17 protein-coding genes and 1 pseudogene are annotated in these 24,370 nt (G+C 46.3%); 14 read left to right on the top strand and 4 right to left on the bottom strand.

All coding sequences use genetic code 11. The features are described from left to right. Positions 1–29 precede the first annotated feature (29 nt). Both hutH and MPHASIOC01_RS11940 read left to right on the top strand, forming a co-directional pair. On the top strand, positions 30–1,583 hold the full coding sequence (hutH, locus tag MPHASIOC01_RS11945; RefSeq protein ID WP_353614715.1) for a histidine ammonia-lyase: 1,554 nt from the start codon (positions 30–32) through the stop codon (positions 1,581–1,583). A 262-nt stretch (positions 1,584–1,845) separates the two neighbouring features. Then, positions 1,846–2,955 carry an iron-containing alcohol dehydrogenase family protein gene (locus tag MPHASIOC01_RS11940; protein WP_353614714.1) on the top strand — a complete coding sequence of 370 codons (1,110 nt, stop codon included), beginning with the start codon at positions 1,846–1,848 and terminating at the stop codon, positions 2,953–2,955. On the opposite strand, the gene MPHASIOC01_RS11935 is transcribed toward MPHASIOC01_RS11940, so the two are convergent. Next, entirely contained in the window at positions 2,956–3,504 is a 549-nt protein-coding gene (locus MPHASIOC01_RS11935; protein ID WP_064594920.1) for a GNAT family N-acetyltransferase, read from the bottom strand. It lies immediately after the preceding gene. Positions 3,505–3,932: 428 nt separating this feature from the next. On the opposite strand from MPHASIOC01_RS11935, the gene MPHASIOC01_RS11930 reads away from it, so the two are divergent. From MPHASIOC01_RS11930 to MPHASIOC01_RS11875, 12 genes and pseudogenes are all read left to right on the top strand, one after another. Beyond that, complete coding sequence (locus tag MPHASIOC01_RS11930) at positions 3,933–5,459, top strand: S-type pyocin domain-containing protein (RefSeq protein WP_353614713.1); 1,527 nt, start codon at positions 3,933–3,935, stop codon at positions 5,457–5,459. Positions 5,460–5,463: 4 nt separating this feature from the next. Continuing rightward, on the top strand, positions 5,464–5,910 hold the full coding sequence (locus tag MPHASIOC01_RS11925) for a hypothetical protein (protein WP_353614712.1): 447 nt from the start codon (positions 5,464–5,466) through the stop codon (positions 5,908–5,910). 208 nt (positions 5,911–6,118) lie between these two features. Further along, positions 6,119–6,304 (top strand): annotated as a pseudogene (locus MPHASIOC01_RS11920) (hypothetical protein); the annotation flags it as partial. Positions 6,305–6,651: 347 nt separating this feature from the next. After that, positions 6,652–7,335 (top strand): S-type pyocin domain-containing protein, encoded by a 684-nt coding sequence (locus MPHASIOC01_RS11915; protein WP_353614711.1) that lies wholly within the window; start codon positions 6,652–6,654, stop codon positions 7,333–7,335. Beyond that, on the top strand, positions 7,332–7,643 hold the full coding sequence (locus MPHASIOC01_RS11910; RefSeq protein ID WP_064594917.1) for a hypothetical protein: 312 nt from the start codon (positions 7,332–7,334) through the stop codon (positions 7,641–7,643). The genes MPHASIOC01_RS11915 and MPHASIOC01_RS11910 overlap by 4 nt, the downstream gene beginning before the upstream one ends. A 4-nt stretch (positions 7,644–7,647) precedes the next feature. After that, positions 7,648–7,845, top strand: coding sequence for a CPCC family cysteine-rich protein (locus MPHASIOC01_RS11905; RefSeq protein WP_074388758.1), 198 nt, complete (start codon positions 7,648–7,650; stop codon positions 7,843–7,845). 371 nt (positions 7,846–8,216) lie between these two features. Beyond that, on the top strand, positions 8,217–9,590 hold the full coding sequence (locus tag MPHASIOC01_RS11900; protein ID WP_353614710.1) for an ATP-binding protein: 1,374 nt from the start codon (positions 8,217–8,219) through the stop codon (positions 9,588–9,590). An 86-nt stretch (positions 9,591–9,676) separates the two neighbouring features. Then, complete coding sequence (locus tag MPHASIOC01_RS11895; RefSeq protein ID WP_353614709.1) at positions 9,677–10,123, top strand: DUF4157 domain-containing protein; 447 nt, start codon at positions 9,677–9,679, stop codon at positions 10,121–10,123. Between the two features lie 131 nt (positions 10,124–10,254). After that, positions 10,255–11,241, top strand: a complete 987-nt coding sequence (locus MPHASIOC01_RS11890) for a hypothetical protein (protein WP_353614708.1) — start codon at positions 10,255–10,257, stop codon at positions 11,239–11,241. Positions 11,242–11,341: 100 nt separating this feature from the next. After that, positions 11,342–12,034: a hypothetical protein gene (locus MPHASIOC01_RS11885; protein ID WP_353614707.1), complete on the top strand. Its 693-nt coding sequence runs from the start codon at positions 11,342–11,344 to the stop codon at positions 12,032–12,034. Positions 12,035–12,111: 77 nt separating this feature from the next. Continuing rightward, complete coding sequence (locus MPHASIOC01_RS11880; RefSeq protein ID WP_353614706.1) at positions 12,112–13,371, top strand: DUF3626 domain-containing protein; 1,260 nt, start codon at positions 12,112–12,114, stop codon at positions 13,369–13,371. 216 nt (positions 13,372–13,587) lie between these two features. Next, a complete protein-coding gene (locus tag MPHASIOC01_RS11875; protein ID WP_353614705.1) occupies positions 13,588–14,892 on the top strand; it encodes a hypothetical protein in 1,305 nt (434 codons plus the stop codon). Between the two features lie 252 nt (positions 14,893–15,144). Here MPHASIOC01_RS11875 and MPHASIOC01_RS11870 read toward each other — a convergent pair whose 3' ends face one another. Genes MPHASIOC01_RS11870 through MPHASIOC01_RS11860 form a run of 3 tightly spaced genes read right to left on the bottom strand, consistent with a single transcriptional unit; the run spans position 15,145 to position 24,367 of the window. Then, the gene (locus tag MPHASIOC01_RS11870; RefSeq protein ID WP_064594900.1) at positions 15,145–17,847 is read right to left on the bottom strand and encodes a hypothetical protein; all 2,703 of its coding nucleotides are present in this window, start codon (positions 17,845–17,847) and stop codon (positions 15,145–15,147) included. Positions 17,848–17,858: 11 nt separating this feature from the next. Further along, entirely contained in the window at positions 17,859–21,992 is a 4,134-nt protein-coding gene (locus tag MPHASIOC01_RS11865) for a contractile injection system tape measure protein (protein ID WP_353614704.1), read from the bottom strand. Next, a complete protein-coding gene (locus MPHASIOC01_RS11860) occupies positions 21,989–24,367 on the bottom strand; it encodes a hypothetical protein (protein ID WP_064594896.1) in 2,379 nt (792 codons plus the stop codon). The genes MPHASIOC01_RS11865 and MPHASIOC01_RS11860 overlap by 4 nt, the downstream gene beginning before the upstream one ends. Positions 24,368–24,370 lie beyond the last annotated feature (3 nt).

Raw genomic sequence — 24,370 nt, 5'->3', positions numbered from 1 at the left:
CGCCAAACTTGTATATACAGGAATAGACTATGGCTGCAACTACCCCGCACTTAATCCGTTGTGAACTTCACCCAGGCCAGGCAGGGCTGGCAGAATTACGCCAGATTTACCAGGGTAATGTACAACTGGCACTGGCAGAAGGCGCCCGGGCCAGTATTGAGGCTGCACAACAACGAGTGCTGGATATTGTTGATACCGGTGAGGTGGTTTACGGCATTAACACCGGGTTTGGCAAACTGGCGCAAACCCGTATTCCGGCAGACCGCCTGGCTGAATTGCAACGCAATCTGGTGTTGTCTCACAGTGTTGGCGTGGGCAGTGATTTACCGGATAACGTAGTCAGGCTGGTGATGGCAACCAAGGTGCTGAGCTTAGCGCGCGGCCATTCTGGTATTCGCCCGGAGATTGTCGATGCACTGGTTAGTTTGTTTAATACCGGCGTTATGCCCTGTATTCCGGAAAAAGGCTCGGTTGGCGCTTCTGGTGACCTGGCGCCTCTGGCGCATTTATCTCTGATGCTGATTGGCGAAGGCCATGTGCGGGTTAATGGTGAAAAGCTCCCGGCCGTTGAAGGGCTGGCGCTGGCCGGGCTGGTGCCTTTCGAGTTGGGGCCGAAAGAAGGGCTGGCATTACTGAACGGTACTCAGGTTTCCACTTCACTGGCGTTGTCCGGGTTATTTGAAGCGGAACGTGTTTTTGCTGCCGGGTTGATGGCTGGCGCACTTTCGCTGGAGGCGATTAAAGGTTCCGTGAAACCGCTGGATGCGCGTATTCACGAAGCGCGTGGTCAGGCCGGGCAAATCGCTGTGGCGGCGGCATTGCGTGAAGTGCTGGCTGACAGCGAAATTGTGGCTTCTCATGTTCACTGTGGCCGGGTTCAGGACCCGTACTCTATTCGCTGTGTTCCACAGGTGATGGGCGCATGCCTGGACAACCTGACGCACGCTGCGCGTATTTTACGTATTGAAGCCAATGCCGCATCCGATAATCCGTTGGTATTTGCCGATAACGGTGATGTGATTTCGGGTGGTAACTTCCATGCGGAGCCAGTTGCCTTTGCTGCAGATATTATCGCGCTGGCGGTAGCAGAAATTGGCGCGATTTCTGAGCGCCGTATGGCATTGCTGCTCGACAGCGGTTTGTCTGGCCTGCCACCATTTCTGGTAAAAGATGGCGGGGTTAACTCCGGCTTTATGATTGCTCAGGTGACCGCGGCTGCACTGGCTTCAGAAAACAAATCACTGGCGCACCCGGGAAGTGTGGACAGCCTGCCTACTTCAGCAAACCAGGAAGACCACGTTTCAATGGCAACCGGTGCCGCCCGCCGCCTGCGAGATATGTGCTTTAACACCAGCGTGGTGGTGGGCATTGAAGCTATGGCTGCCGCACAAGGGATTGAGTTCCACCGCCCATTACACAGCGCCAGCTACCTGGAAGCGGAACTGGCGGCGATTCGCGCTGTTGTGCCATTCCTGGAAAAAGACCGCCTGATGGCGCCAGATATCGAAAATATGCGCCTGTGGGCTTCCCGTGAACAGTGGCCGGAAGCCATTACTGCGTTGCTGCCAGGCTATAGTTCCTGATTGCCTGTAACCGCATTGTTTGTTTCCTGATGGGGTTGCGCCAGTTGTGGCACAACCCTTGCTTTTTTAGGTTATCGCCTGCTCAGTCACCGCTCTTGTGAGGTGATTCGCTGCCTGCTTACCCGCGCTTTATCTACGCAGGGTTGCCTGTTTGAGGCGCTGTTTGGTAGCAGTGCGTGGTGAGCATCAGCGGGGTGCGTTCAGGCCAGTATGCGATGACTTTTATTGTCATACACAAACATACAAATTAGGGAGAAATACTATGAGCGCTCAAAACATCATTTTCCCGGCCCAGATACTGCGGGGGCCGGGAGTGATTGCTCAGCTTGGCGAAATATGTGCTAAGGCGGGTGAGCGGGCATTAGTGATTGGCGGGCATCAGGCCCTTTCGGCCACTGAGTCCACTATTCGTGAACAGCTTAGCTCAAGTGGTGTAGCCCTGGTGGGTTGTGAGTGGTTTGGTGGGCAGTCAAGCGAAAGCAATATCACCCGCCTTGCGGGTTGTGTCGAAACACTGGGGGCAGATGTCATTATTGGCGTTGGTGGTGGAAAATCCCTCGATACCTGTAAAGCAACAGGCGTGGCGGCGCATGTGCCAGTGATTACCGTACCTACCATTGCAGCCACTTGTGCGGCGGTTACCCCACTCACCATTCGTTACCATGATGACGGGCATTTCCGCGATCTCTACCCACTGAGCCAGGCGCCTCATGCCGTAATTATCGACAGCGAATTACTGGCGCGGGCACCTCTGCGCTGGCTGGCTGCAGGACTGGGCGACACGCTGGCAAAATGGTACGAATTCCGCGCTATTGGCGAACAGCATACTCACCTGAGTGGGATTGCCAGCGCATCCAGCGCTAACAGCCGTATTTGTTATGACCTGATTGCCACGTTTGGCGCCGAAGCCTGTAAAGCTGCCCGTGCCGGGCAATCGAACGCAGCGCTGGAACAAGTGCTGGATGCCATTTTTATGTTCGCCGGGCTGACATCGCTAATGAGCAGTGGCGCACACGCTGCTGCCGCACACGCAATTTATGAAGGCTTTACTGTTTGCGACAAAACCCGGGAATTCGGCCATGGTTTATTAGTGGGTTTTGGCAACCTGTGCCTGCTGGCGCTGGAAAACCGCAGTGACGAGGAGATACGGGAGGCCATCGCCCTGGCCCATGCCTGCGCCGTACCGCTGCGCCTTGCTGAAATTGCCGACCTTAATCCGAATGAACTGGACGCCATTGTTCAGGAGTCGGTTATCGCGCCAGATATGCAAAATATGCCAGGAAAAGTAACACCGCAGGCGCTTTACCAGGCGATTGACCGGGTAACGCGGCTGGCCGGAGGCTACCTGGCGGGGCAACCCGCAGTTGTGTAATCATTTTGCGTCAGCCCCCTGGCTGGCGCGCCATTGCGCCTTTGTTAGCGTGAAGAACAGGCGCGCAGAAGGGTATTCCGGGTCTGCTACTTCTCGTTCAAAATGAAAGCCGGTTTTTTCCAGTACATGTTGTGAAGCACTGTGCCCCGGGCGTATTACTGCTGAAATTTCACTAAGCTTACCTTGCTCAAAACCCCATGCCACCACTGACCGGGCAAATTCCGTTGCCAGCCCTTTTCCCCACCACTGCGGGGCAAAGCGGTAGCCCAGATTATTGATGTGGTAACCGCAGACAACACGCGGTGTTAACCCACCAAAGCCAATAATTTCATGCGGGTTTTCCTGAAGAAGAATTGCCCAGTGCCCAAACCCGGGCTGGTTGCTGTGTTCCAGCCAGGAACGCAATATTCCCCGGGCATAATCCAGGGAAGGATAAGGCCCGGCAGGGTTGAATTGCTGGGTTTGCGGGTCGCCATAAATACGAAACAGACAATCGACATCACCGGGGATGACGGGGCGCAGCAGTAAGCGGGACGAAGTGAAATGCATACTTTACCTTTTTGCAGATAAACCAGGTGCAGCACGGGAAGTATCCGGGGCTCTTTTTTGTACAGAATAGTTGGTTTGCCAGGATGATATCTACCCTCATCAGCGTGGATTAAATCGTTTTCTGCACTCTCCGTGTTGAGTGTGTCAGGAACAAATTCTGCTAAATAATCTAAATCGTATGCTGTGGTATCAGCCCATGTCATTTGCCATTCATGTGTGTTTATTTGGTGCTTTTATATTAAATAAATAACAAATTTTTTTGTAATCACATAAAGATAAAGTGATTTTAAGTCAAATTACCAATCGGTTAGTATTGCATCAGTTTAACCACAAATATGACAAGGAAAAGGAATGCGTCGTCAATATACCAGTGAACTTCCCCCCGGTATTTGGTCAGGTCATGTTTTAAAGAACAGGAGAACGGACTAATGGGAGCGATGGGGTTTTACCTGCGGGTGGGCGATTCGACTACCTGCGGGGGAAAGATACTGACCGGGGATGAAACGCTGAGCTGGTATGGTGTGGCGGGGGCACGGGAAGGTGACCTTGTATCGTGCGGCCAGCATCCGGGAGTGTACAGAATTCTGGGTGGTACACCGGATTCATGGGACAACGGCAGAAGGCTGGCTGGAACACTGGACAGTGTAAGCTCCTGTCCGTGCGGTGCACGGTTTATACAGACAATCCCGGATTGTTATATCAGAGATGATACGCCCGAAGAGCAGGCAGAAAAGGCACCATTGCCTGCGCCTGTTACTCAGCTGGAACAGCAGGAGACCGGGGAAAAACGACTGGCAGAAGAACGTGATCGTAATCGTGTCTTTGCCAAATCCTGCCTTCGGGGTGAGGGCTGTAATGATGCCGGTGAAGCGCCAGAGCCCCATATCAACTTTGGCGAAATGGCATTTTATCAGTCCGTTCCTCCTGCCGAACCCGCATCAGATACGGATGTTCCTCAATATGCTCAGACTGCCAGGAAAAAGAAACCTGGTGAAGATATTCCAAAGCCGAAGCAGCGAAGCGCCCTGTATAAATGGCTGAACGGTAACCATGAGGAAATGGATTATCAGGCAGCGGTAGCCGCAGCAACAAGTGCGGCTAATGCTCAGGCGGCTGTTAAAGGTGCCAGCGTTTTTGGGCTGGTAGGTGGAAGAGCCATTACGCCAGGAACATGGGCGGTAAAACTGGGTGAGATGGCAGGCGGGGCCGGGAGAATAGCCGCCAGCGGCCCCGGTGCGCCCGTCGCCGCAGTCGTGATGGGAATGATGCCCGGCAGGCTCAATGATGGTGAACAGGACTTCATTGACCGGATGCGTCTGGAACAGATGCGTGAAGCGCCAACACGGGTGCGTTATACATGGGAACAGGATGATAAAGGCAATCCGGTTCCTCATGGCTGGCATACACCACCCGGCAAAGACAGGGTGCGTGTGCGTAAAATGGAGTGGGACAGCAACCGAAAGGCGTATACGTTCACCACAGAGGAAGAGCCGCGTATTACGATTATCTGGACGCCAGACAGTTCAGGAGTCAATGTTCCGTCAAATACAGGCAACCAGAACCCGTTAAGGATACCGAACCCGGTTACTGTTGGTCCGCTGCCGGAAAATACCGGTATAGAGGCGACAACCAGCCCGGCACCGGAAGAAAAGACATTTGCGGATTATATTCTTATCCTGCCAGTATTGGATATTCCGCCGATTTATATATATCTTAGCTCTGTTCTTAAAGGGAAGGAAGCAGCGGAAGCAGCTAGAAAGCTTGGGTATGACCGCCGCGTTTCTGCGAATAAAGTGCCATTTAACTCTCATGGACAACCAGCGTTCTTTAATGGAAAAGATTATATAACTCCTGACGTTGATGGACACAACGTATCTTATGGTTGGAAAAAAATCAGTAAAAGAGGCGTTCGTTTAGGAACATATGACAAAGATTTAAATAGAATAAAGGGGTGATAATATGTTCGGTATTTTTACAGAAAATAAAGCTATTCAATCGGCATTTAATGAAATAGTTTTGCCAGCTAAAATAGTTATTGGAAATTTTGATGAAGGGATGCAAATACCATTAACATATTGGAGTATTAAGCAATATCAAGAGAGCTGGATTGAAAATATTAAACAGGGTTTAAAAAAACGCGATCATTCAGTTCTGGCTGTATCTATGTACAGTCCAGAAACAGTTAATTTTATATTCTCATGGGTTCTTTATTATAAAGATGCACAAGTTATCATTCAAAATAAAATGATTTTTGCTGGTGAGATACAAGATTTTTCTGTTCATAAGTTAAATGAATATGCAGGGGAATATGATGCGTATTCAGAAGGTGAAAAAGTATCAGAGTGGTACACTACTATTGATGAGGTAAAAGAATTTATGTTATATCTTGAAAGTAAGTTATTATAAAACCATATATTGAGCAGTGCATTAATACATGTGCTGCTTTTCTATCTTAGGATTTAATGTTCCTAATAAATATGATTTTTATCTTGATGGCTAATTTGTGAGTGATTTGTTTTTGGACCCGCAGAAAGAATTTAAGAAACTATCAAATAATATGGAAATACCGAAGGAAATAGAGCTGTTATATGAGTGGATAGATGAAAATGGCCTTGTTGAAGACTGGGATAACAATACGCTTGGGATAACAGATGAAGGTAAACAAGCCAAAATCCGGGATGCCAAAGAAGGTGTTTGTGTTGGTCGCCGTATTGTTGATGAAGTCAAAGAATGGACCGTGCTGGGCAACGGTAATCAGAAAGTTGTTCGCGTCACCTATACGTGGAAATTAACTGATGTGACCCGACCCACGTAATGTGGACACAGCCTAAGCGAGGTTTTCGTTTTCAAATTGTTCCGGGCTGAGTTCCCTCAAAGTGATCTACTATTCTGCGTAGCTATTTAGAAAGTGGTGAAAGCATCTGCATTAAAGATTACGGCTATTACCTCCTGTCAGAAGCTGACGATGATTTGGACAGAGAACAAATGATAAACAGCTACAGAAGGTTATTTTCTGAACTCAGCGAGATAGGTAAAGTGACCGTCAATTCATTAATGCCCTAAGCTGAAAGCGTCATCATTGTTTTTTTGTTTTTTGTAAATTCATAACAAACAACGATTTTAAGTCAAATTAATGATCGGTTAGTATTGCATCAGCTTAACCACAAATATGACAAGGAAAAGGAATGCGTCGTCAATATACCAGTGAATTTCCCCCCGGTATTTGGTCAGGTCATGTTTTTAAGAACAGGAGAACGGACTAATGGGGGCGATACCACAGAGGAAGCTCCGCGTATTACTATTATCTGGACGCCAGACAGTTCAGGAGTCAATGTTCCGTCAAATACAGGCAACCAGAGCCCGGTAAGGATACCAAACCCGGTTATTGTTGAACCGCTGCCGGAAAATACCGGTATAGAGGCGACAACCAGCCCGGCACCGGAAGAAAAGACATTTGCGGATTATATTCTTATCCTGCCAGTATTGGATATTCCGCCGATTTATATTTACCTTAGTGAAAATAAAACGTCGTTTGCTCATGGATATAAACATCATCCACCAAAGAATAAATCGTGGAAAGATGTGATTGATAGCACAAAAACAGGGCCAGCTAAATTTAAACAAGGTGCAGATATTGCAAGTATTGACCATGATGTATGGGAAACAGGAACACCGACTACAAATGGTCAAAATTGGAAGGTAAAAGAGTTTGATACTGTTCAAGGAGCTTATAAAGGTAAGGAAACCTCGTGGGTTGTGACAAAGGAGTCGCAAGACACAATACACTCTCACCCAATAGATGCTGACGTAGCAAGGAAACTTTTGAAATGATGAAAAAATACAGTATTCTAGGAACCGATTTTTATCTTGAACTTATAAATATATTTGATGAATTATCGGCTATTGATTTTTCGCAGGGTATAGAATCACAAGTAATGGTCTTAGATGAGGATTTGTTACAATTATCATTTAAGTCTGGGGTTATTGTTGATGTTGGTTGGTATCCCGCGTTTGAAACGAATGGCGAATTTATTATTAATCGAATAGCTAATAGTTGTTGGGATGCTCCCGAGGCTAAATATAGTGTGGGATGGGATAAAGATGAACTAATATCGAAAATTAAAATAGCAATTGGATGAAATAATGAATAGTCCAGTATATTTATGCCCTTGTTGCCATAAATATGAATTTTCGGATATTAGGAACTATGAAAATTGTCCGGTTTGCAATTGGGCAGATGATCCTGTTCAAGAAGAAAATCCAAGTTATGGTGGTGGGGCTAATGTCATGAGTTTGAATGACGCCCCTAAAGCCTATACTGAAGGACGTACAGTCAAATAACAATTGACGCTGATTTAATTAGGCAGCACAACATACCTTGCGTGCTGCTTCATTCCTTATCCCCCCGAACATCCAGCCAGGGGACACCAATTGTTGCTTATAAGCATCCCGGTAAAACGAATCGGAAAGCCGATGTGGGAAAAACGCTGAAGCCGTGGCCAGTTTTTGTTGACCACTTCAGAATCAGTTAAGCGCTGAATGTGCTGCCTGGGTATTCCGGTCCAATGTTGGAATGAGCGCCCAATGGCATATCGTGAATAAAAGTGTTTAAAAAGTAGCCTGAATGAGTTGCGTGCTATAATTGGTTCGTTGTGTACGCTGCTGGCAAACAGCAGAACTCAGCCTGATGCACCTCTTTGCAAGGATGTGCCATGCTCAAACCAGCAAATGCCGAAAACTATCTGCAAACAACCAATGTCATTGTGCTCTGGCGCGAAATGGCGTGGTTGTCGCAGGTTATTAATCAGGTTATATGCAGCTACCTTAAACAAGAAGGGCATGAACGCCACTGGCTGGATATTCCGCCTCCGGAATTAGTAAAAGGGGCACCCTATGCGGATCTGGTTACCGACTGGCAATTATCCATTTTTGAACGCCTGGGGCTGGCGCTTGCCATGGCACCCAGTGTAAAACCCGATACCCTTGATATTTTCTTTGGTCTTAACAGCCTGACAGACCGCCCTTTTACTGAATTTGGCGGTGTCAGTGACAAAGCCTTCAGTGGTTTTATTCCGACCGGGCAAACGCTCAATTTTCTGATCAGTGCCAATAACCCCGACTGGCGCATTTACACACAGGAAATCTTTTCAAATAAACACCGCCTGATGGCCGAACAGGTCACGCAACTGTTATCTGTTGATGACGGCGTACCTAAATGGGCGGGTGTTTATCGGCTAAACGAAGAGTGGCTGCACTATTTTATGACCGGGCAGCGGTTGCGCCCGGAATTAAGCGCCAGCTTCCCGGCGCATATACTGGAATCCCCACTTGAATGGCACGATTTAGTACTCGACCCGGAAGTTATGGCGCAGGTTGAAGAGCTCCATGCGTGGCTCAACTATGGCCATAAGTTGATGGAAGAATGGCAACTGGCGAAAAAGGTAAAGCCGGGTTACCGCGCTGTATTTTTTGGCCCACCGGGGACGGGGAAAACCCTGACAGCGGCATTATTGGGTAAAGCCACCGGGCGGGAAGTCTACCGCGTAGATTTATCCATGGTGGTGTCGAAATACATTGGTGAAACCGAGAAAAACTTATCACGGGTGTTTGAAGCAGCCAGCTATAAAGAGTGGATCCTGTTTTTTGATGAAGGCGACGCCTTGTTTGGTAAACGTTCTGAAGTTAGTTCCTCCAATGACAGGCATGCCAACCAACTGACCGGTTATTTGCTGCAAAAAATAGAGGACTTCCCCGGTACGGTTATTATTGCCACCAACTTAAAAACCAATATGGATGAAGCCTTTACCCGGCGTTTTCAGAGTATGGTGCAATTTACCATTCCCGGCCCGCAGGAGCGTTTACAGCTATGGCAGAACGCTTTTAATGGCGTGTGTGAACTCGCCGGGGATGTCAATTTGCCCGCCATTGCAGACCGCTATGAAGTTTCCGGGGGGCAGATTATCAACGTACTGCGCCAGTGCGCATTAACCGCCATTCAGCGTGATGAGCGCACAGTGACCCAGGGCGACATTATTGCCAGCATTCGCCAGGAATTCAGAAAAGATAACAAAATGTTTTTTGAGTGAATAAGTTCAGCACTGTTGGTGCGAGAAAGCGGAACAGGGTGGTTTTCTGTTTGATACAACACGATTGAGAACGAGGGCGGCAGCTTATGTTTTCCAGCCAGACAGAACAACAGCAATCAACCCGGCAGGCAGTTTCCCAGACAGCAGTATCGCAGCGTAAAGAGAATCAGGCCGCTGCACTGGAAGATAACCGGGGGGAAACCGTGCAACGGCAGGCCAATCAAACCGGGCTACCCGATAATTTAAAAAGCGGCATGGAAAATCTCAGCGGTATGAGCCTGGACCACGTCAGAGTGCATTACAACTCGGCAAAACCCGCTGCCGTGCAGGCCCATGCTTATGCCCAGGGCAGTGATATCCACCTTGCTTCCGGCCAGGAAAAACACTTACCCCACGAACTGGGCCATGTAGTGCAGCAGGCCCAGGGGCGTGTTGCCCCAACCACCTCTGTTGCAGGCATGGCAGTGAATGATAACCCTGCGTTAGAGCATGAGGCGGATGTGATGGGGGCTAAGGCGCTGCGCGGTGGTTAGGGGCTGTGGAAAAAGTAAGTTTCAAGACCGGTGAAAAACAATGGGATCAGGTGTTTAAAAATGCCCACGGCGCCACGGTTGTTACAGCCACTGAATGAGTCATAACATAGAAAAATGCACAGGGGTGAGATATGTATGCACAAACAGAAGAGCGAAAAGACCAAAAAAGAGTGGCCGCTCATCCCATTGCTCAAAATAAAAATAAGGAAAAATCAAAGAGTTGGCTTAGTGATAATCGGGATGCTTCTGTGTTTCAAAGAAAAATTAAAAAGCTTATTAACAATAATCCTCAAGCAGCTGATATTGTTCAGTTATATGCAAAAAGCACTTTTGCTCATAATACCTTATCATCCAGATTGATTATTCAGCGTGTAATAGATTATGAAGCAGTTAAAAGTGCGTGTGAAAAATTGAAGATTCCTTTTGAGGGAAATAAAATAATTGAAGTTCCCGATAAAGTTATGGCTAATACCAAGTTTAAGGACTATCCCGAAGGGTACGTTGTTGGTCTTTCCGAAGAAGAGAAAAAAGAATCTCTAACATCTATGCAGCAAGGGCCTGGCCAGGAGAAAGAATATACCGAAGCTACAGCTAAAGACTTGCTTAGTTTATTAGGTGGGGCCGCTTATAATCATAAAATTGGTGCCGTTGTTATAACTGAAAAAATGGCGAATTATCAACGAAATCTTCTGCATGAACTGGGGCATCATAAACAAAATATAGTCTCTGGATTTAATAGTGACAATACTACAGTACTGCTATTGGAATATCATAATGTATTATGCAATGAAAACCTGTTTGCTGGCCCTAAACGTGTATCCTATGGAGTTGATCAAACCTTTTCCTGGGTTACTCACTGGAATAAAATGAAAAATAATGAAGAAAAAAATGAATTTCTTAATGCCAAAGCCAAAGTTCTGATTCAAATGGAAGAGCAGTTTTATCAAAGCTTACTTTCCTCTAAAAACAAAAAAGAAAAAGATCTTGACGTTTATGGCCTTACAGCTCAAAAACTATCTAAGGCGCTGACTAATGTTCATGAAAATCCTGACAACGGTTTTTATGTGGTCAGAGCATTATTTAATATGATAAAACAGCTAACAAGTGAATTTTCTTGAAAGGGTGTTTATACTTAACAGTATTGCTAAATATAAGTTTATCTCTCATAACCAATATGATGTGTAATTAATGTTGCTTAAATCTGAAAGGTTTTCCTGTATGTTTACACATGTTGAGAAATCGAGAAAGCTTCAAACAAGGGCTGTTACTCAGAAGAAAAACACTGAGAATTATGGTCATGAGCTTGTGGATAATCGGGCTGAAACTATAAAACAACGGCAGTCACAAGAGGTTGCCAGCCAGGATCAATCATCTTCAGTGAGAACCGCAGTGGTAGCGCGACTTTTTGATAATCAAGTTGTTCAACGTTTGAAGGGAGCGAAGGGAACTGCACAGGAAGACAAACCGGTACCTTATACTCTTAATCAAGAATTCATCACTAAACATGTCGCCAACAATATTGGAGAAGCGGTGTCTGTTACCGAAGCCAGAATTGATACAGGCGGGCCTCCCGGAATTGTGGCGGGTACTGCCCCAAACAATCTCGCAAAACGGGCCGACTGGGAAAGTGCAATTGATAACAGTGATGCGCTTGTTCCGCCAGCAGGAGAATGGTCGGGTGAGGATTATGGAGATACATCTGATAATTGGGAGGAACGGCTTGTCAAAGTTGAGGTAAATGGATGGGAAGCTATTGGAACGAAAGGGAATGTAACAGCAAAAGTTGCAAATAATAAGAAGTACCTGGGTGGCAAATGGTCAGTAACTAACTGTAAATTTGATGAAAAGAGTGATAGCTATATTGATGCAACTGGCAATGTCAGTGTGGATATTAGCCATTTAACATCCTGACAATAAAAGTAGAAATGGTTGAATTAAAAGACTGGTGAACCTAATAGAGAATAAGAGCATATTTAAAAGAGGCCTGTATGTATAAACAAGTTGCAAAACCTCAAAATAATAGTTTGCTGGCAGAGAAAAATAAACATTGCTCAGTGGATTCCTCTGTTATTCACAATAACAAGAGGAAAGGTTTTGCATTTATTGATAATCGGCCAGGTCTCGCCATTCAAAGATCTAATGTTGAGAATATCGACACGTTACTTTTTGGGCCTGCACCAGATCACATAGAGAAAAAAGGAAGATTCAGAGTTTCAGCTCGTCTTGAGGGAATAAATAATAAACTCAAGGGTGAAATTGACGGTGAGCAACGTGAGCGTCTTGAAATATATAAGAAAATCTTAACAAGTGGTAATTCATTTGATGCGATGGTTCGTGCTCATGACTTAGCTAAAAAATCTTCAACTGAAGAAGTTAAAAAAATATTCGATCCGGATATGCAGTATGAACGTAGCTTAGTACGAGCTAAAAAACAAGTGAAGTTTGCAAAAGAACACAGTGATATGGAGTTGGGCGATGGAAGAAAAAATATCGACAACGAAAAAGCCAAAAAATTAATTAATAAAATGAATAACGCGCGAGTAACATTTAACTTTAACTATGCTACTACAAATAAATGGACTATGCCCAGAATGCTTAATTCTTTTGAAGTATTAAAACATCATGGTGTGATGTCGGGGAATTTGAAAGGTTATGTAGAAAAAAGAGATGAGATAGAAAATGAGCAATTTGGCATTCGAAGAGGAATCAATAGTAGTATTAGAGAAATTACTGACGATAAAGAAAAAGCCACGAGGTTGAATAGTAAAGTGCCCCCTAATTTAAGGCCAAAATATGCAGCTTTAAATTTTGCTGGTTATAGCCAGGGTGCGGCGCCGTCAAAGTATTATGGTCATAGCCATATGCAATTTAAAGATAAAATTAAAGAAAGATGTACCATCACTGGAGGTGATAGTTTAGGTGATGCCGGCGGACTGGCTGGTTTGGCATTTCCATTAACAGAGAATGGAATAGCCGGATTAGTTGAGTATTGCAGTAGGAAAAAAGAACAGGGACTTAACTGGATGTCTTTAGATACTCAAGGCCAAAGTGAAATTGTTACTTCAGGTGAGGATGCTAATAATCCCGACTGGAATTTTATTGAGGTTCAAATACATGGAGATGTTTCTTATAAAAACGATGTTGACAAAATTGTGATAGCAAATGCTGAGTTAGATAAGGACTCTAAGGAACAAGCAATAGAAAATATGAAAGAAATTACAGGAGTTAATAACATAACAGTGGAGTAGTTTATTTGAAATGGTTTTTTGATTTCGTGGAATGTTACAATTAACAACGGGGCTTCATGGTTATATTAATTAATGTGGATGTATGATGATTTCATAAAAATAAATTTCCGTACTTTTTAATAAAGTCAGGAGGTCGTTAAGATGTTTTTATCATACTACTCAAATAAAGAAAAAATGCTATAGCATCTTCTAACAATAAGTTAAAAGGATTGATGTATGTATAAAAAGTCAGATAAACCAAAAGAAAACAGAAGTAGAGCTGTTTTTGACTCTATTCCCCCGGTAAAGAAAAGTAATAACTCTCCCTTCCATCTTGCAGACAATCGTCCTGATGCTATTAAGCAAAGAGAAATACAGCAGCAAGTGTTCAATCAGCACACGGTATCGGATAGTACGGCTAATGTATCACCGGTTCAGCGGGTGCAAAAGGACGCAACAGTAACGTGGGGGGTTACACACATCGTCGCGTACACAGATAAATCATTATTTGGTGGTGAGAACGCACTGGCTAATGAATTAAATCCCGATAATGGCGGTCAGTTGAAAAAAGGAGACAGGCTGATTGTTGATACTACACCAGTAGTTATTTCACGGCGTGGGTCAAACCAGGAAAATAAAGACAAAAGGCAGAGTGATGAAAAGGGTGATAAGGTGTATGAATGGGTTAGAGTGTTGAAGATAATTCCTCAGACTGGCAAGGTAACAAGCCTGGAAGATAATGCAGAAAGATATTATGTACGCAAAGAAACAATTCAATTAGATAAGGATGAGGAACAACAAGACACTACAACAAATGATATTGAATTAAAAAATATCTCAGATTGGAATAAAGAAGATATACCGAGAAAACTGGGAGAGATAGCTAAAAAATGGGGAGGGAAGGGGCTGCGTGAAAGGAGCCGAAGTATAGGGGTGATAAAGATTAATAAGGAAGACCGTGAAGGTAGCAGAAAAAAGGCTTCTGGGAGATATTGGGAACAAGAGGATGATGGTTGGGATGTGGCATTGGATATGGCATATGAAAACCACAAGCGTTTTGAACCCAGTATGCGGCAATGGCGAATTAAAGCGGTCATGAAGGGTACTGAAGATTTAGTAGGTGTATTAATTGTAGAGGAAAGAGAAAATGAGCCACTTTACCTTAGGTGGATGATAGGTAACCCAGAAATACGGGGAGGGGGAAGCGCACTTTTGGCAGCGGTTAAGAAATTATTACAACAGAAGGATACGCCGAATGAAATAGAAGTTACCTCAGCATTCTCAGCAAAGACCTCTTATACAAAATCGGGTTTCAAGGTTAAAGATGAGCAAGTTGAAGTAAAAGAAGGGGAGGAATTTGAATTGGTTTTAACCAAAGAAAATGCCGGAAAAAAACCAATACATGAATCCTATGACTCCTTTGAGCCAAAACCTTACACAGGTCCGGAACCTGAAAGTTATAGTGAAGAACGAGAGTCTAAGAAAGAACTCGATGAAGAAGAGAATATATCAAAGACTGTAGACGACTTACTCAACCAGTAGTGGGACTGAGATACGGGCATGCGTATTGAGGATTTTCGCTTAACTGCATGAAAGTAAGCGATTTTATATACAAATAAAGTTGGTTAAATCATGGTCCACCTTAGTTTTATTAAAATGAGTTGTACCAGCTTTTACTCTGTTTATTACAATATTGAAAAAGTGTTGAGCTTTTACAAAACTGGTTTGTGGTTTGTGCTGCATCTGTATATTAAAAATAACAGCGCAGCACCAAACCGCAGCTAAAAAATCCCCCTAAGGCTTATCCCCTTCCTTCCTTACCATTCGCACCGCAAATAATATCCAGCCAATCACCACAATAGAAACTAACATAATTGGACCCTGGTAATTTTGGAATGCCGGGTCGGCCACGAACACCAGCATTAACCCACTGATAGATATTGATGTCAGTGCAACAAAAGGCACCCGGCTCAGGTGTTTTCTCAGTGGGAAGCACCAAATACAGGCAACCAGGAATGCGATAATAAACACAAAGGATACAAATAAACCTGCCCGTAATTCGAGGCGATAAATACAAAACCAGTTTAACAAGCTGTTAATGCTGTTGAGCAACTGGTTAATGGGTTTAGGGTATTGAGTGGCTGACGGGAAGAAGGTTTTTTCGATCAGTTTCTCATTAGTGCTGCTTAATGGCAATGGCCAGTATGCCGCCCCCAGGAAGCTCCAGCTTGAAAGATTAACCAGTTGAGTCAGCGCTTGTGTTTGGTTGCGGTTATCTTCAGTGATCAGCATCGGTACCAGTCGCTTATAGACCTGCTGCACTTCTGACTGGTCTGTCTGATTACTTAACCACTGTTGTAATTCTTTTATTTGAGTGAGTGCATCTTTTGCGTTATCTCTGGTTTCAGGCGAACCAGGCCTGACGACCAGGAGATTGGTCAGGTGTGTTAATGTATCGATATTTTTAAAGTTATAAAAATTATTACCCGGCGTCACCATATCTTTAATGGGAAGAATGATATTTAAATAATATTCATCGTTGCTTTGGGCCGGATAATCTAAGTCACTGGCGACAGATTTAGGCTGGTAGCTCTGGCGTAATGCAATCTTTAGCTTATCCAGAAACGAAAAGAAGGCCTGCTGGCTTTCCGGAGTATTTAAAACAGAAAGGTCGATATCCAAAGTAATACCATCAGCCATGGCTGGAACAGTTTCTATGCCAAAACTTATCCAGGGTTGCACATTGTTAATTAAGTATTTATCCATTGGGGTAGTGACGGATGCAACCAGGCGTTTCACCATGTCGTCTGTAAAAAGCGCAGTCAGTTGGGCTCGCGACAAATTTCGTGGTGTGGTGACTACCAAATCGAGTTTTGTGCGATAACGGTGGGAGGTTTGAATAAACTGGCTAAACCTTGGGTCGGCCAACCAGTTTTGTGGCAGCACTAACGTATTGCCATTCCCTTCAGGCTTCATTACCGCTCCAATATAACCAATACGATCCAGACGGCTAAAATCAAGAGTTTGCCCCTTACTAAGATGTTGCCAGTACGGGTAAAAGCCATAAAAGGTACCCACATTAAATACCGAGCGGACACTATCCTGGCAATTACAGTCCGGAGGGGCCACCCATTGCATAGGGATGGCATGAACAGGGCTGAGGCCTGTCTTCCGCGCTAAGGTAAATACGCCTTTGTCCTGCAGGCTGGCCGGTGAAATACCTGATGCTTTTACGGCTGTTTTTAATAAATAAAGGCTGGGGAAAACTTCATCCTGCAGTGGTGTCAGTGCTTTCAACTCTTCTTTAGATAATGCGGTAATACCTGATTGTTTGATGGTTTTACTGAGCTCTTCAGAATTCACCTGCCACACTAACTGTTGTGCGGTTGTTTCCGTGTTACTTTGCGTACTGGTTTCCACCACCTGATTGGATGTATTAGGCGTGGTGGTGTTTGAATTCTCCGTACCGGTCTGGTTGCTGTCAGCGTTTACCTTGTCGGTCGTGCCGGATGTGTTGTTTGCAGTGGTGTTCTTACTATCTGTATTGGCGGCTGAAGTCCCTGTACTGGTGTCATTATTACCGGTACTGGCATCATTATTAGCACTGCTCGTAATTTGGCTGGTGCTGGTACTGGTTGTCGAACTGGTGCTGGGTTGATGTACCTCTATGGTGTAAGAGTCAATTAAATTATCCAGATTGAGTTGTGGGGTGATGGGAATATTCAACTGAGTAAATAACCCACTAAGTTGATTATAAAGTTGGCTGCGTTGGTCAAATTGTTGCTTTTCTAATTTTGCAAATTCCTCCAGCACGGTCTGGCGTAACGCCAGGCTGGCGAAATCATTTTCTGTCAGTTGATAATAATAGGCTTCGGTATCACTGTCTGGCCTGTCCTCACCCGGTGAGGTTGCGGGTGTGGATGTCCCTCCTCCGTTATCAGCGTGTGGCGTGCTCTGGGTGAGCCTTTTCACTATTTCGGCAGACGTTAAATGGAGCAGTTCCGGTGGCTTTATTACCGTACGCCATGTCGGGAATAGTGTATTTAGCTGAGCTGCGCGGCTTAAGTCAATCAGTAAAGATTCAATAAAATACTGGTGCTGGTTGGTTGATGACGCGGGCGCGCTGAACGCAAATTCACCGCAGAAATAGTCCAGCCAGTAGCGGGTTGTTGGGCCAACGATGCCGTCGGTGAGCGGCCTGCTGTTTTTTTTCAGTTGCGCCTGAAAGTCTTCATTTTTCTGGTAAAGAGACGCGAGCTGGGTTTGAATGACTCTCCCCAGGTAACGGTCATCATTCGGTGTTAACTGCTGGCTGCATGTTTTATATGCCTTCAGCGGTTCGACCAGGTTGTTTTGGGCCGAATAACCGGGCATGGGGAAGCCGCCTGGCAGCCCGACATACAACCCACAGCACAATAACCAGAAAGGAATACGCCTGGAGAACTGTTGTACCGGTTTACGAATAAGTGATAACAGACTGAATTCAGGGTTTATCATTGATTTCGTCCTTAACGCCATGAAACAAACAGGGGTTTGTCCATCCAGGGGTATTTAATGGTCTGATAACGCCAGGGCAGGTGGTCGAGCAGCATGTCAAACGTGCCTGGGATGATATTCAGTTGCCAGTGTTTGGGGGTGAAAGTGAGCAGACCTTCACGTTGAATAAAGGTAGATTGCAACCCACTTATCGAGGTGTTTCCTAAGACCTTCCAGTGGGCGATGATGGCGGTGAGCAAACCGTCGATAACGGTTTCTGCCCCATCTGGTAAAGGGACTTGTTGCGGTACAGGCCAGGATGGCGCAATGCCGCACAAAACTTTATTCAGCAGTAACTGGTATTCAGGCGCGTTGTTGGTATGGTTTGTCATCCACTGCAGGCAGAACAGCCCCTGGTATTGGGCCTGAATATCAACAAATTTATTCCCGTCAGTAAGCGCTATCCGCTGGAATAAAACCGGGATCCAGGTAGATGCAATGACTAACCCCGCATTGTGTATGGTCACCGGTTCCTTGCATGCTTGTGCGTCGTCCCGGGGCTTTTCCCGGAGAAATGCCGGGCTTTTCTTCACCGTTTTGCCGGGTATTTCAAGAGCATCAACCAGCTGTTTAATTTCTGGTTGCTGGTGATTTAATTGCGCCACTGATAGCGGTATTTCTGGTGTGCGAGGCTCAGTCTGGCGCGCAATTTGGGTTAATGTATTTCGCAAAGAGGCAGACGATACTGATGGCAATAAACGTTCAATCAGCCCGGCCACTTTGGCGGAGGGTAATGCTTTTCCCTGCTCCGGGTGAGTGACCCATAGTTGGTTTAACTCAATCAGCAAGTGGTTGATTAATGCGCTGCCGGACAATGTGACGCCTTTAAACCACAACTGGCGATAAAGCGTTTGCCAGAACAGCCGTTCCCCCTGTTTTGGGGATTCAAAAAGTTGGCAAAACGCATGGCGTAACGCCAGTAATGAGAGGGTGGCGCTGGTGACAGTAGGTAACAACAGTGCCTGATGCGTTTCGGGTGACAACGCATCAAGCCAGCGTTGTAGAACGGGCGGGTTGGTCAGCATACGCTTTAACCAGTGTATCAAAGGCTGTTTGTATGCAGCCGAAGACGCTAAGCAGGCCCGTAAAGCCTGTTCAGGAACTGGCGCTTTACTATCGAGCCACTGTTGTAACTTATCCCGGATGTCTTCTTCGGGGGCAATGCTATATAACCACCGATGGCGCTCAGCCAGATCCTGATGAATGTCATTACTACTGAGAACGCATTGTACAAGTTGGTGATAATGCGCCAGGTCTTGCGATGCCGTGTACTTGTTTATCTGGTGCAATAAACGTTGCAACCATTGTTCGGGTGTTGTGGGGCAGTCGGCGCTTAACAACCGTTGATAAAACCAGTGAGGAGCCAGTTTAAATTCATGAACGATGGACAGCAGCAAAGGCAGCAGAACAATGACACGCTCACTTAGCTGCGGTTGCATGAGGTTTACCATGCGTGCCAGCTGCGCCGTATTCCAGGTTTGCAATTGTGTTGCCAGCCTGGTGGCGTTGATAGTGGCATAGTGTTGTAACAGGGTTCTCTGTTGCTCACTTAAGACCGTTTGCGTGGCGGATTGAATCTCCCCGAGCAGTTGAGGCGCTGCTACAGGTGGGTGTTTGTGATATGTGGCAAGCGCAGTCAACTGTTGGCGCCACAAGAAACCACGACCACTCAGCTTCAGCCATTCATTAATTAATACCTCAGCATTAATTTGGTAACGGGCGGAAAGCAGTTCGGTAATGCTGAGTAAAAATTGGTACTGATTAAATTCACTACCACGGCGGCTAATTAAATAATGTAGCGTCAACTCCCATAACGCGTTGCGGGCATGGGTTGAGCCAGCCTGGCCTGACGCATGCTGAATGGCTGTGTCTATTGTTTGGCGCTCATCAATAAGTCTGCGTACTGTCTCTGTGGCATGAGGGTTGAGGATGGCGGTAATGGTGAATAAGGCTGAATCAGCGAAATGGGTTACCCAGTGCTTCAACAATGAAGGGTTACACCCTTGTTGGCGAATAATTTGTGGCAGGTGCTGGCCATAATCATGTCTCCACGGGTTAATGTGACTGCCCAACAAGGGTTGCTCACCCCGTTGCAGCGTGGCGATGATGTCCTCAATATCAGCCAGTTGTGTAACTGTGAGAGAATCCGGCTGCGGTAATGAATACAGAAGAGATGAGTGCTCACCACTGTTGTCTGTTGTAGTTTGCGGGTGAGTTGCCACAACAAGCTCTTCCAGAACATTGCGTATTGTCGTGCCCGGGAGAAAGAATCCACCGGCAGTGGCTATGTTTTCCAGCATCGCAGCTAACAGGCTGGTGTAAGAGACATTTAGCCGGGCTGCCATCCTCTGTATTACGTACTGGAGATAACTCTTTTGGTTAAACGCGCCACTTTTTTCCACAATAAGAAAAGCGAAGGTGTAGCGCCATAAACGAACATCTGCAGCACGCTCTGACGTGGTGGCAGGTTGACTCACTGCCAACAGGCGTTTTTCCACAACCAGAATACGTACAGCCAGAGTTGCAAGGGGCTCCAGTACGTCCACTAACGCCAGTAAGGTTTTATCCGGGTATGTTTCAGACCAGTGGCGGCGCACATTATCAAGTTGCCCGCACCAACGTAGTAAGGCCGCGAATGTTTGCGAATTGCCGGGCCAAAACTGCAGAAGTTGGTTTTCAGTACCTGAACAGAGCGCAACCACCAGTTCATTGATATGGTGCAACTGGTCAGCGTTTATTGGCTGGTTTGTGTTATCACTGTCTGTCTCCTGAATTGCTGAAATGGGTAAAATTGTTTCGGCTGGTTCCGGCGGTTTTGACCCTGCATGAGAAGTCATTGTGGGCTGAATAGTCAGGAGTAAATCCAGTAATTGCCCTTGCAGTGTGCTGTCTGTGGTGGTGTTGCTTATTGCGGAAATCAACGATGCCAGCAGGGTATCCGCGCTTTGATTTTGTGCGTTTGCCATATGGATAATCAGGCCGGACATATAACTTTGGCGATTGAATGCACTGCCGCGGTCAACCAGCAGGTAGTGGAGTGTAAAAAGCCACACCTGCTGGTGAACTTGTGATGGGGGTAATGCCGTGTTGGGCTCACCGGCGTTTGTGACCTGTGCGAGCGGGTGTGCGGGCCGCCTGTTGCCAGGCTGGCTCGTTTTTTTCCACAAATCAGGTGATTGCAATATTGCGGCCAGAAAAGGATATTCTTGCGGCGTCAGTACGCTCAGCAGTAACAGGCGCTCAGTTTCATTCAAATCGCGCACCAGGTTGCCGGGCAGTTGGTTGTCTGTGTGACGTTGCCAGAGAGCGTTAATCAGTTGTGGAGCAAACTGGCGCATAATTTTTGCCCAATAAGGGCGAAGGGGCATTAAATTGTGCTGCGCTAACAACTGTATAAATTGAGAGTACCAGGCCTGTGCCAGGCGAGTGTGTAATTCACCTGTCAGGCTTTTGGGGTGCGTTAATAAAAACGTCATTATTTCCCACTGATACGCGGTTGTTAACGACGCAAATAAAGCCTCAATGCAGGAGGCGGGAAATTGCAGAACCACCCGGCGTAGTATCTGTTCAGGCTGGCGTGCATTATTGAGTGCATGAATGAATTGCGCGATATGGCCGGTCAATTCATTAACCAGGCCGAGTGACTCCAGTGACTGTTCACCCCTGGAAGTCCACGGCAGAATGCCCGTGTTGAGGAACTGCCAGAGTTCACTCCAGCGCAGTTGCTGCTGGCTTAACACCACCATTGTATTGGGTTCAGGGTGTGCCTGGTTATCCCCTGTTTTTGCGCTCGTGGTCCATAGACTGGAGGAATTCTGTGTAGCTGTTCGGAGTTGAGCGCGCAGTTTTTCTTGTAGCAGATATTTGAGTTTTTCAGGTGCCTGTGTGTAAAACGTTGTTGAGTTAAATTCACCTAGGTCGAGTGTCAGTGTGTCGATAACCAGGGTTTGATGCTCAGGACACACATCATCGAATATCGTTTCAATTACCGGAAGTAATTGTTGGGTGACCCACTGAGCGGCGCGCAACTCAAAAGTCTCCGCATCTGAAAATTCAGTGAAGTCGAATTCGATACTGGCCTGATTAATCTTGTGCAATTGGTTCATATCTTCAACGCCTCATTTGTTGCATCCTGAGGGGGTTGAATCAGCGGATATAACTGTTTGGCAATGGCATCGCATTCCGGTTGGTTTTCTCTGCGTTGCAATGCTCTGGATTTGGCCTGCCGCCACCTGGTATACAGCGTTTCAAATTGGCTGAACGCAGAGAAATCAAGCCACTGACACTGAACCAGCAGGTGTGCCGGGCTGTTTTCAATGACTAATTGCTCAACCTGTTCACGAAACTTCAGGTTACTAAAGCGCGCGGTGTAGCCGGGAAATACCACCGTTACCCGGTTGGCGTAATCGCGCCATGACGCGTTATTTTCCTCGGTACGCAGTAAAATAGGTTCGACAATATACAGCCCTTCACTGTTTTGGTTTAACTGAATCAGCCAGCGTTGTAGTTGGTGGCAAAACTGAGTGAGCTGTTGTTTGTTATTGTGGCTGGCAATATATAACCACTGCTGTGGGTCTTCACCGCTGGCATTAAAAAACAGTTGGTAATCACTATGTTCCGCACGGTGAAGCAGGCGGTACCTGCGGTTATCAATACCCAATTGCAGCAATACGTCGGGCAGTGTCTGCGCACTGAACAGGGGCATGGCTAACTTCATTTTCCGGGCCTGCTCCTCATCCACGCCTTCTTGCGTGTTGTTATCCGCCACAGGTTGCAGGCTTGCCAGTATTTCGGGGGGGAGCAATTGCACTATTTTCTTGCCAATATCACTCTGGCACCAGGGTTCATTGGGTACCAGGTCCAGTGCATGCTGAGTAATGGCATGGGTGTAGCCCAGAGGTGAAAGCGCATGAGGAAACAGCCCAATGAGTAACGAAAGGCGCTGGCTGTAACCGCCCTGGTGCTCTGGCTGGAGTAAATTATCACCAAGCCCCCGGCCATTAGTCATCGTGGTTATATTCAGGATAAAAGCCTGTTTATATTTCAACAGCTGTTTTTCCACCTCTTCGGCAGAAAAATAAGGGTTAAACTGGCGGTGTAGAAAATCCGGAAAACGCTCACTGTAAAGCGCAAGAAAATAATTAAAAATGCGGTTTTTTCTCTCCGGGTAATCATCAAATTTCTTGCGCAGGTGCTCCAGCCGGGCACGGGCATTTTGCGGATAATGCTGGTCAATATTATGAAACTCATCATCCTGTAACAGATGCGTGTGGTAGGTTGCTTCTGAGTCTAATGACAACGAAAACAGTGTGTTTAACCCTGCTATGTCATCACAGAAATTGGCCATGAGTTGGTCAAACAGCAGTAAAAAACCGCGTAGCTGATGGCGCTGAGCTTGTTGTTGCGCGTTGTAATGATTCGGTATTCCCGGTGCCAGATGGTAGTTTCTGGGGAAGAGGGTTTGAATAGATTCATAACGGCTGAAATCAAAATAGCGCCCCGCGGGCAGAATGGGCGCGTTGGTGGTGTTGAGCCGTTCTGCACGCCGCAAGTATTGGATCTGTTCAAGTTGAATAGCAAGATCTGCGTAGTCGATATTCACCGGGTGCTGAAACTGGATTATCTCAATACCGGAATCAGCCGCAGACTCCGGCAGTTTCAAATAAGAAAAGGGCGCAATATTTTCAACAGGAATGGGTGTGCTGTGGCCTGCATTATCGTTGTATTGGGTAAATTGCAGTTGCCCGATTTGTTGAATGCCATCTTCGGCGAGCAGCGCTTCTTTTACCACATAAACAGGTGTGTTCTGGACAGTCGATTCCAGCCACAGGCTGATCCGGTGGTAGAGGTTGGCAGTAAGCCAGGTGACATCAGTAACATCATCGCTAATATGAATGGTTGCAGTAAGTGTCAGGGGGCGCTGCCCGGTTAACGCAATATCTGCCAGGTCTTCACCTGGAGCACGAACACGATAGAACTCACGGCGAATATGGCTGAGGGCGGCATGTTGCTGGGTATAAAACGAATGGCTGCCGGCATCAGAACGGTACTGGCTTAATGCGTAAAAGTGGTTAAGTTGGGCGTTAATTGTGTAAATACCAAGCCCCGGAGCGTTTTCACTCCAGCGAAACCACACTTTGTCGAGCTCAGGAAGCCGGGTTAATAGCCATGCTTCGTATTCCTCAGGCTGCTGTGGGCAGGCCGGGATGATATCTTGTGCTAACGCTAACCCATGTGCCGGATAATCAATATTCCCGGAGGTGTCGCTCAGGTAGTCAGCGACATCAAACTCACACCGGTAAATCAAGTCCGTCAGGGTATAGCAAACCTGCTCCAGGATAGTCATACCTGGATCATGCGTATTGTAGTCAGTCCATATATGACCACTCAGCTGCTGGATATACGTCAGGCCAAGTTGATAAAGATGTTCAAAACTATTCGGGTTATCACCATGGCGTTTTTTCGAAATAGTCTTAGACATTCG

Source organism: Mangrovibacter phragmitis, assembly GCF_040429585.1.
GTDB classification, from domain to species: Bacteria; Pseudomonadota; Gammaproteobacteria; order Enterobacterales; family Enterobacteriaceae; genus Mangrovibacter; species Mangrovibacter phragmitis.
Note: the sequence above shows the minus strand (reverse complement) of the source record. Positions and strands in the feature narration are given on the sequence as shown.

Coding starts and splice junctions, on each gene's coding strand:
- hutH (WP_353614715.1), top strand. CDS start 30: ATGGCTGCAACTACCCCGCACTTAATCCGTTGTGAACTTCACCCAGGC.
- MPHASIOC01_RS11940 (WP_353614714.1), top strand. CDS start 1,846: ATGAGCGCTCAAAACATCATTTTCCCGGCCCAGATACTGCGGGGGCCG.
- MPHASIOC01_RS11935 (WP_064594920.1), bottom strand. CDS start 3,504: ATGCATTTCACTTCGTCCCGCTTACTGCTGCGCCCCGTCATCCCCGGT.
- MPHASIOC01_RS11930 (WP_353614713.1), top strand. CDS start 3,933: ATGGGAGCGATGGGGTTTTACCTGCGGGTGGGCGATTCGACTACCTGC.
- MPHASIOC01_RS11925 (WP_353614712.1), top strand. CDS start 5,464: ATGTTCGGTATTTTTACAGAAAATAAAGCTATTCAATCGGCATTTAAT.
- MPHASIOC01_RS11910 (WP_064594917.1), top strand. CDS start 7,332: ATGATGAAAAAATACAGTATTCTAGGAACCGATTTTTATCTTGAACTT.
- MPHASIOC01_RS11905 (WP_074388758.1), top strand. CDS start 7,648: ATGAATAGTCCAGTATATTTATGCCCTTGTTGCCATAAATATGAATTT.
- MPHASIOC01_RS11900 (WP_353614710.1), top strand. CDS start 8,217: ATGCTCAAACCAGCAAATGCCGAAAACTATCTGCAAACAACCAATGTC.
- MPHASIOC01_RS11895 (WP_353614709.1), top strand. CDS start 9,677: ATGTTTTCCAGCCAGACAGAACAACAGCAATCAACCCGGCAGGCAGTT.
- MPHASIOC01_RS11890 (WP_353614708.1), top strand. CDS start 10,255: ATGTATGCACAAACAGAAGAGCGAAAAGACCAAAAAAGAGTGGCCGCT.
- MPHASIOC01_RS11885 (WP_353614707.1), top strand. CDS start 11,342: ATGTTTACACATGTTGAGAAATCGAGAAAGCTTCAAACAAGGGCTGTT.
- MPHASIOC01_RS11880 (WP_353614706.1), top strand. CDS start 12,112: ATGTATAAACAAGTTGCAAAACCTCAAAATAATAGTTTGCTGGCAGAG.
- MPHASIOC01_RS11875 (WP_353614705.1), top strand. CDS start 13,588: ATGTATAAAAAGTCAGATAAACCAAAAGAAAACAGAAGTAGAGCTGTT.
- MPHASIOC01_RS11870 (WP_064594900.1), bottom strand. CDS start 17,847: ATGATAAACCCTGAATTCAGTCTGTTATCACTTATTCGTAAACCGGTA.
- MPHASIOC01_RS11865 (WP_353614704.1), bottom strand. CDS start 21,992: ATGAACCAATTGCACAAGATTAATCAGGCCAGTATCGAATTCGACTTC.
- MPHASIOC01_RS11860 (WP_064594896.1), bottom strand. CDS start 24,367: ATGTCTAAGACTATTTCGAAAAAACGCCATGGTGATAACCCGAATAGT.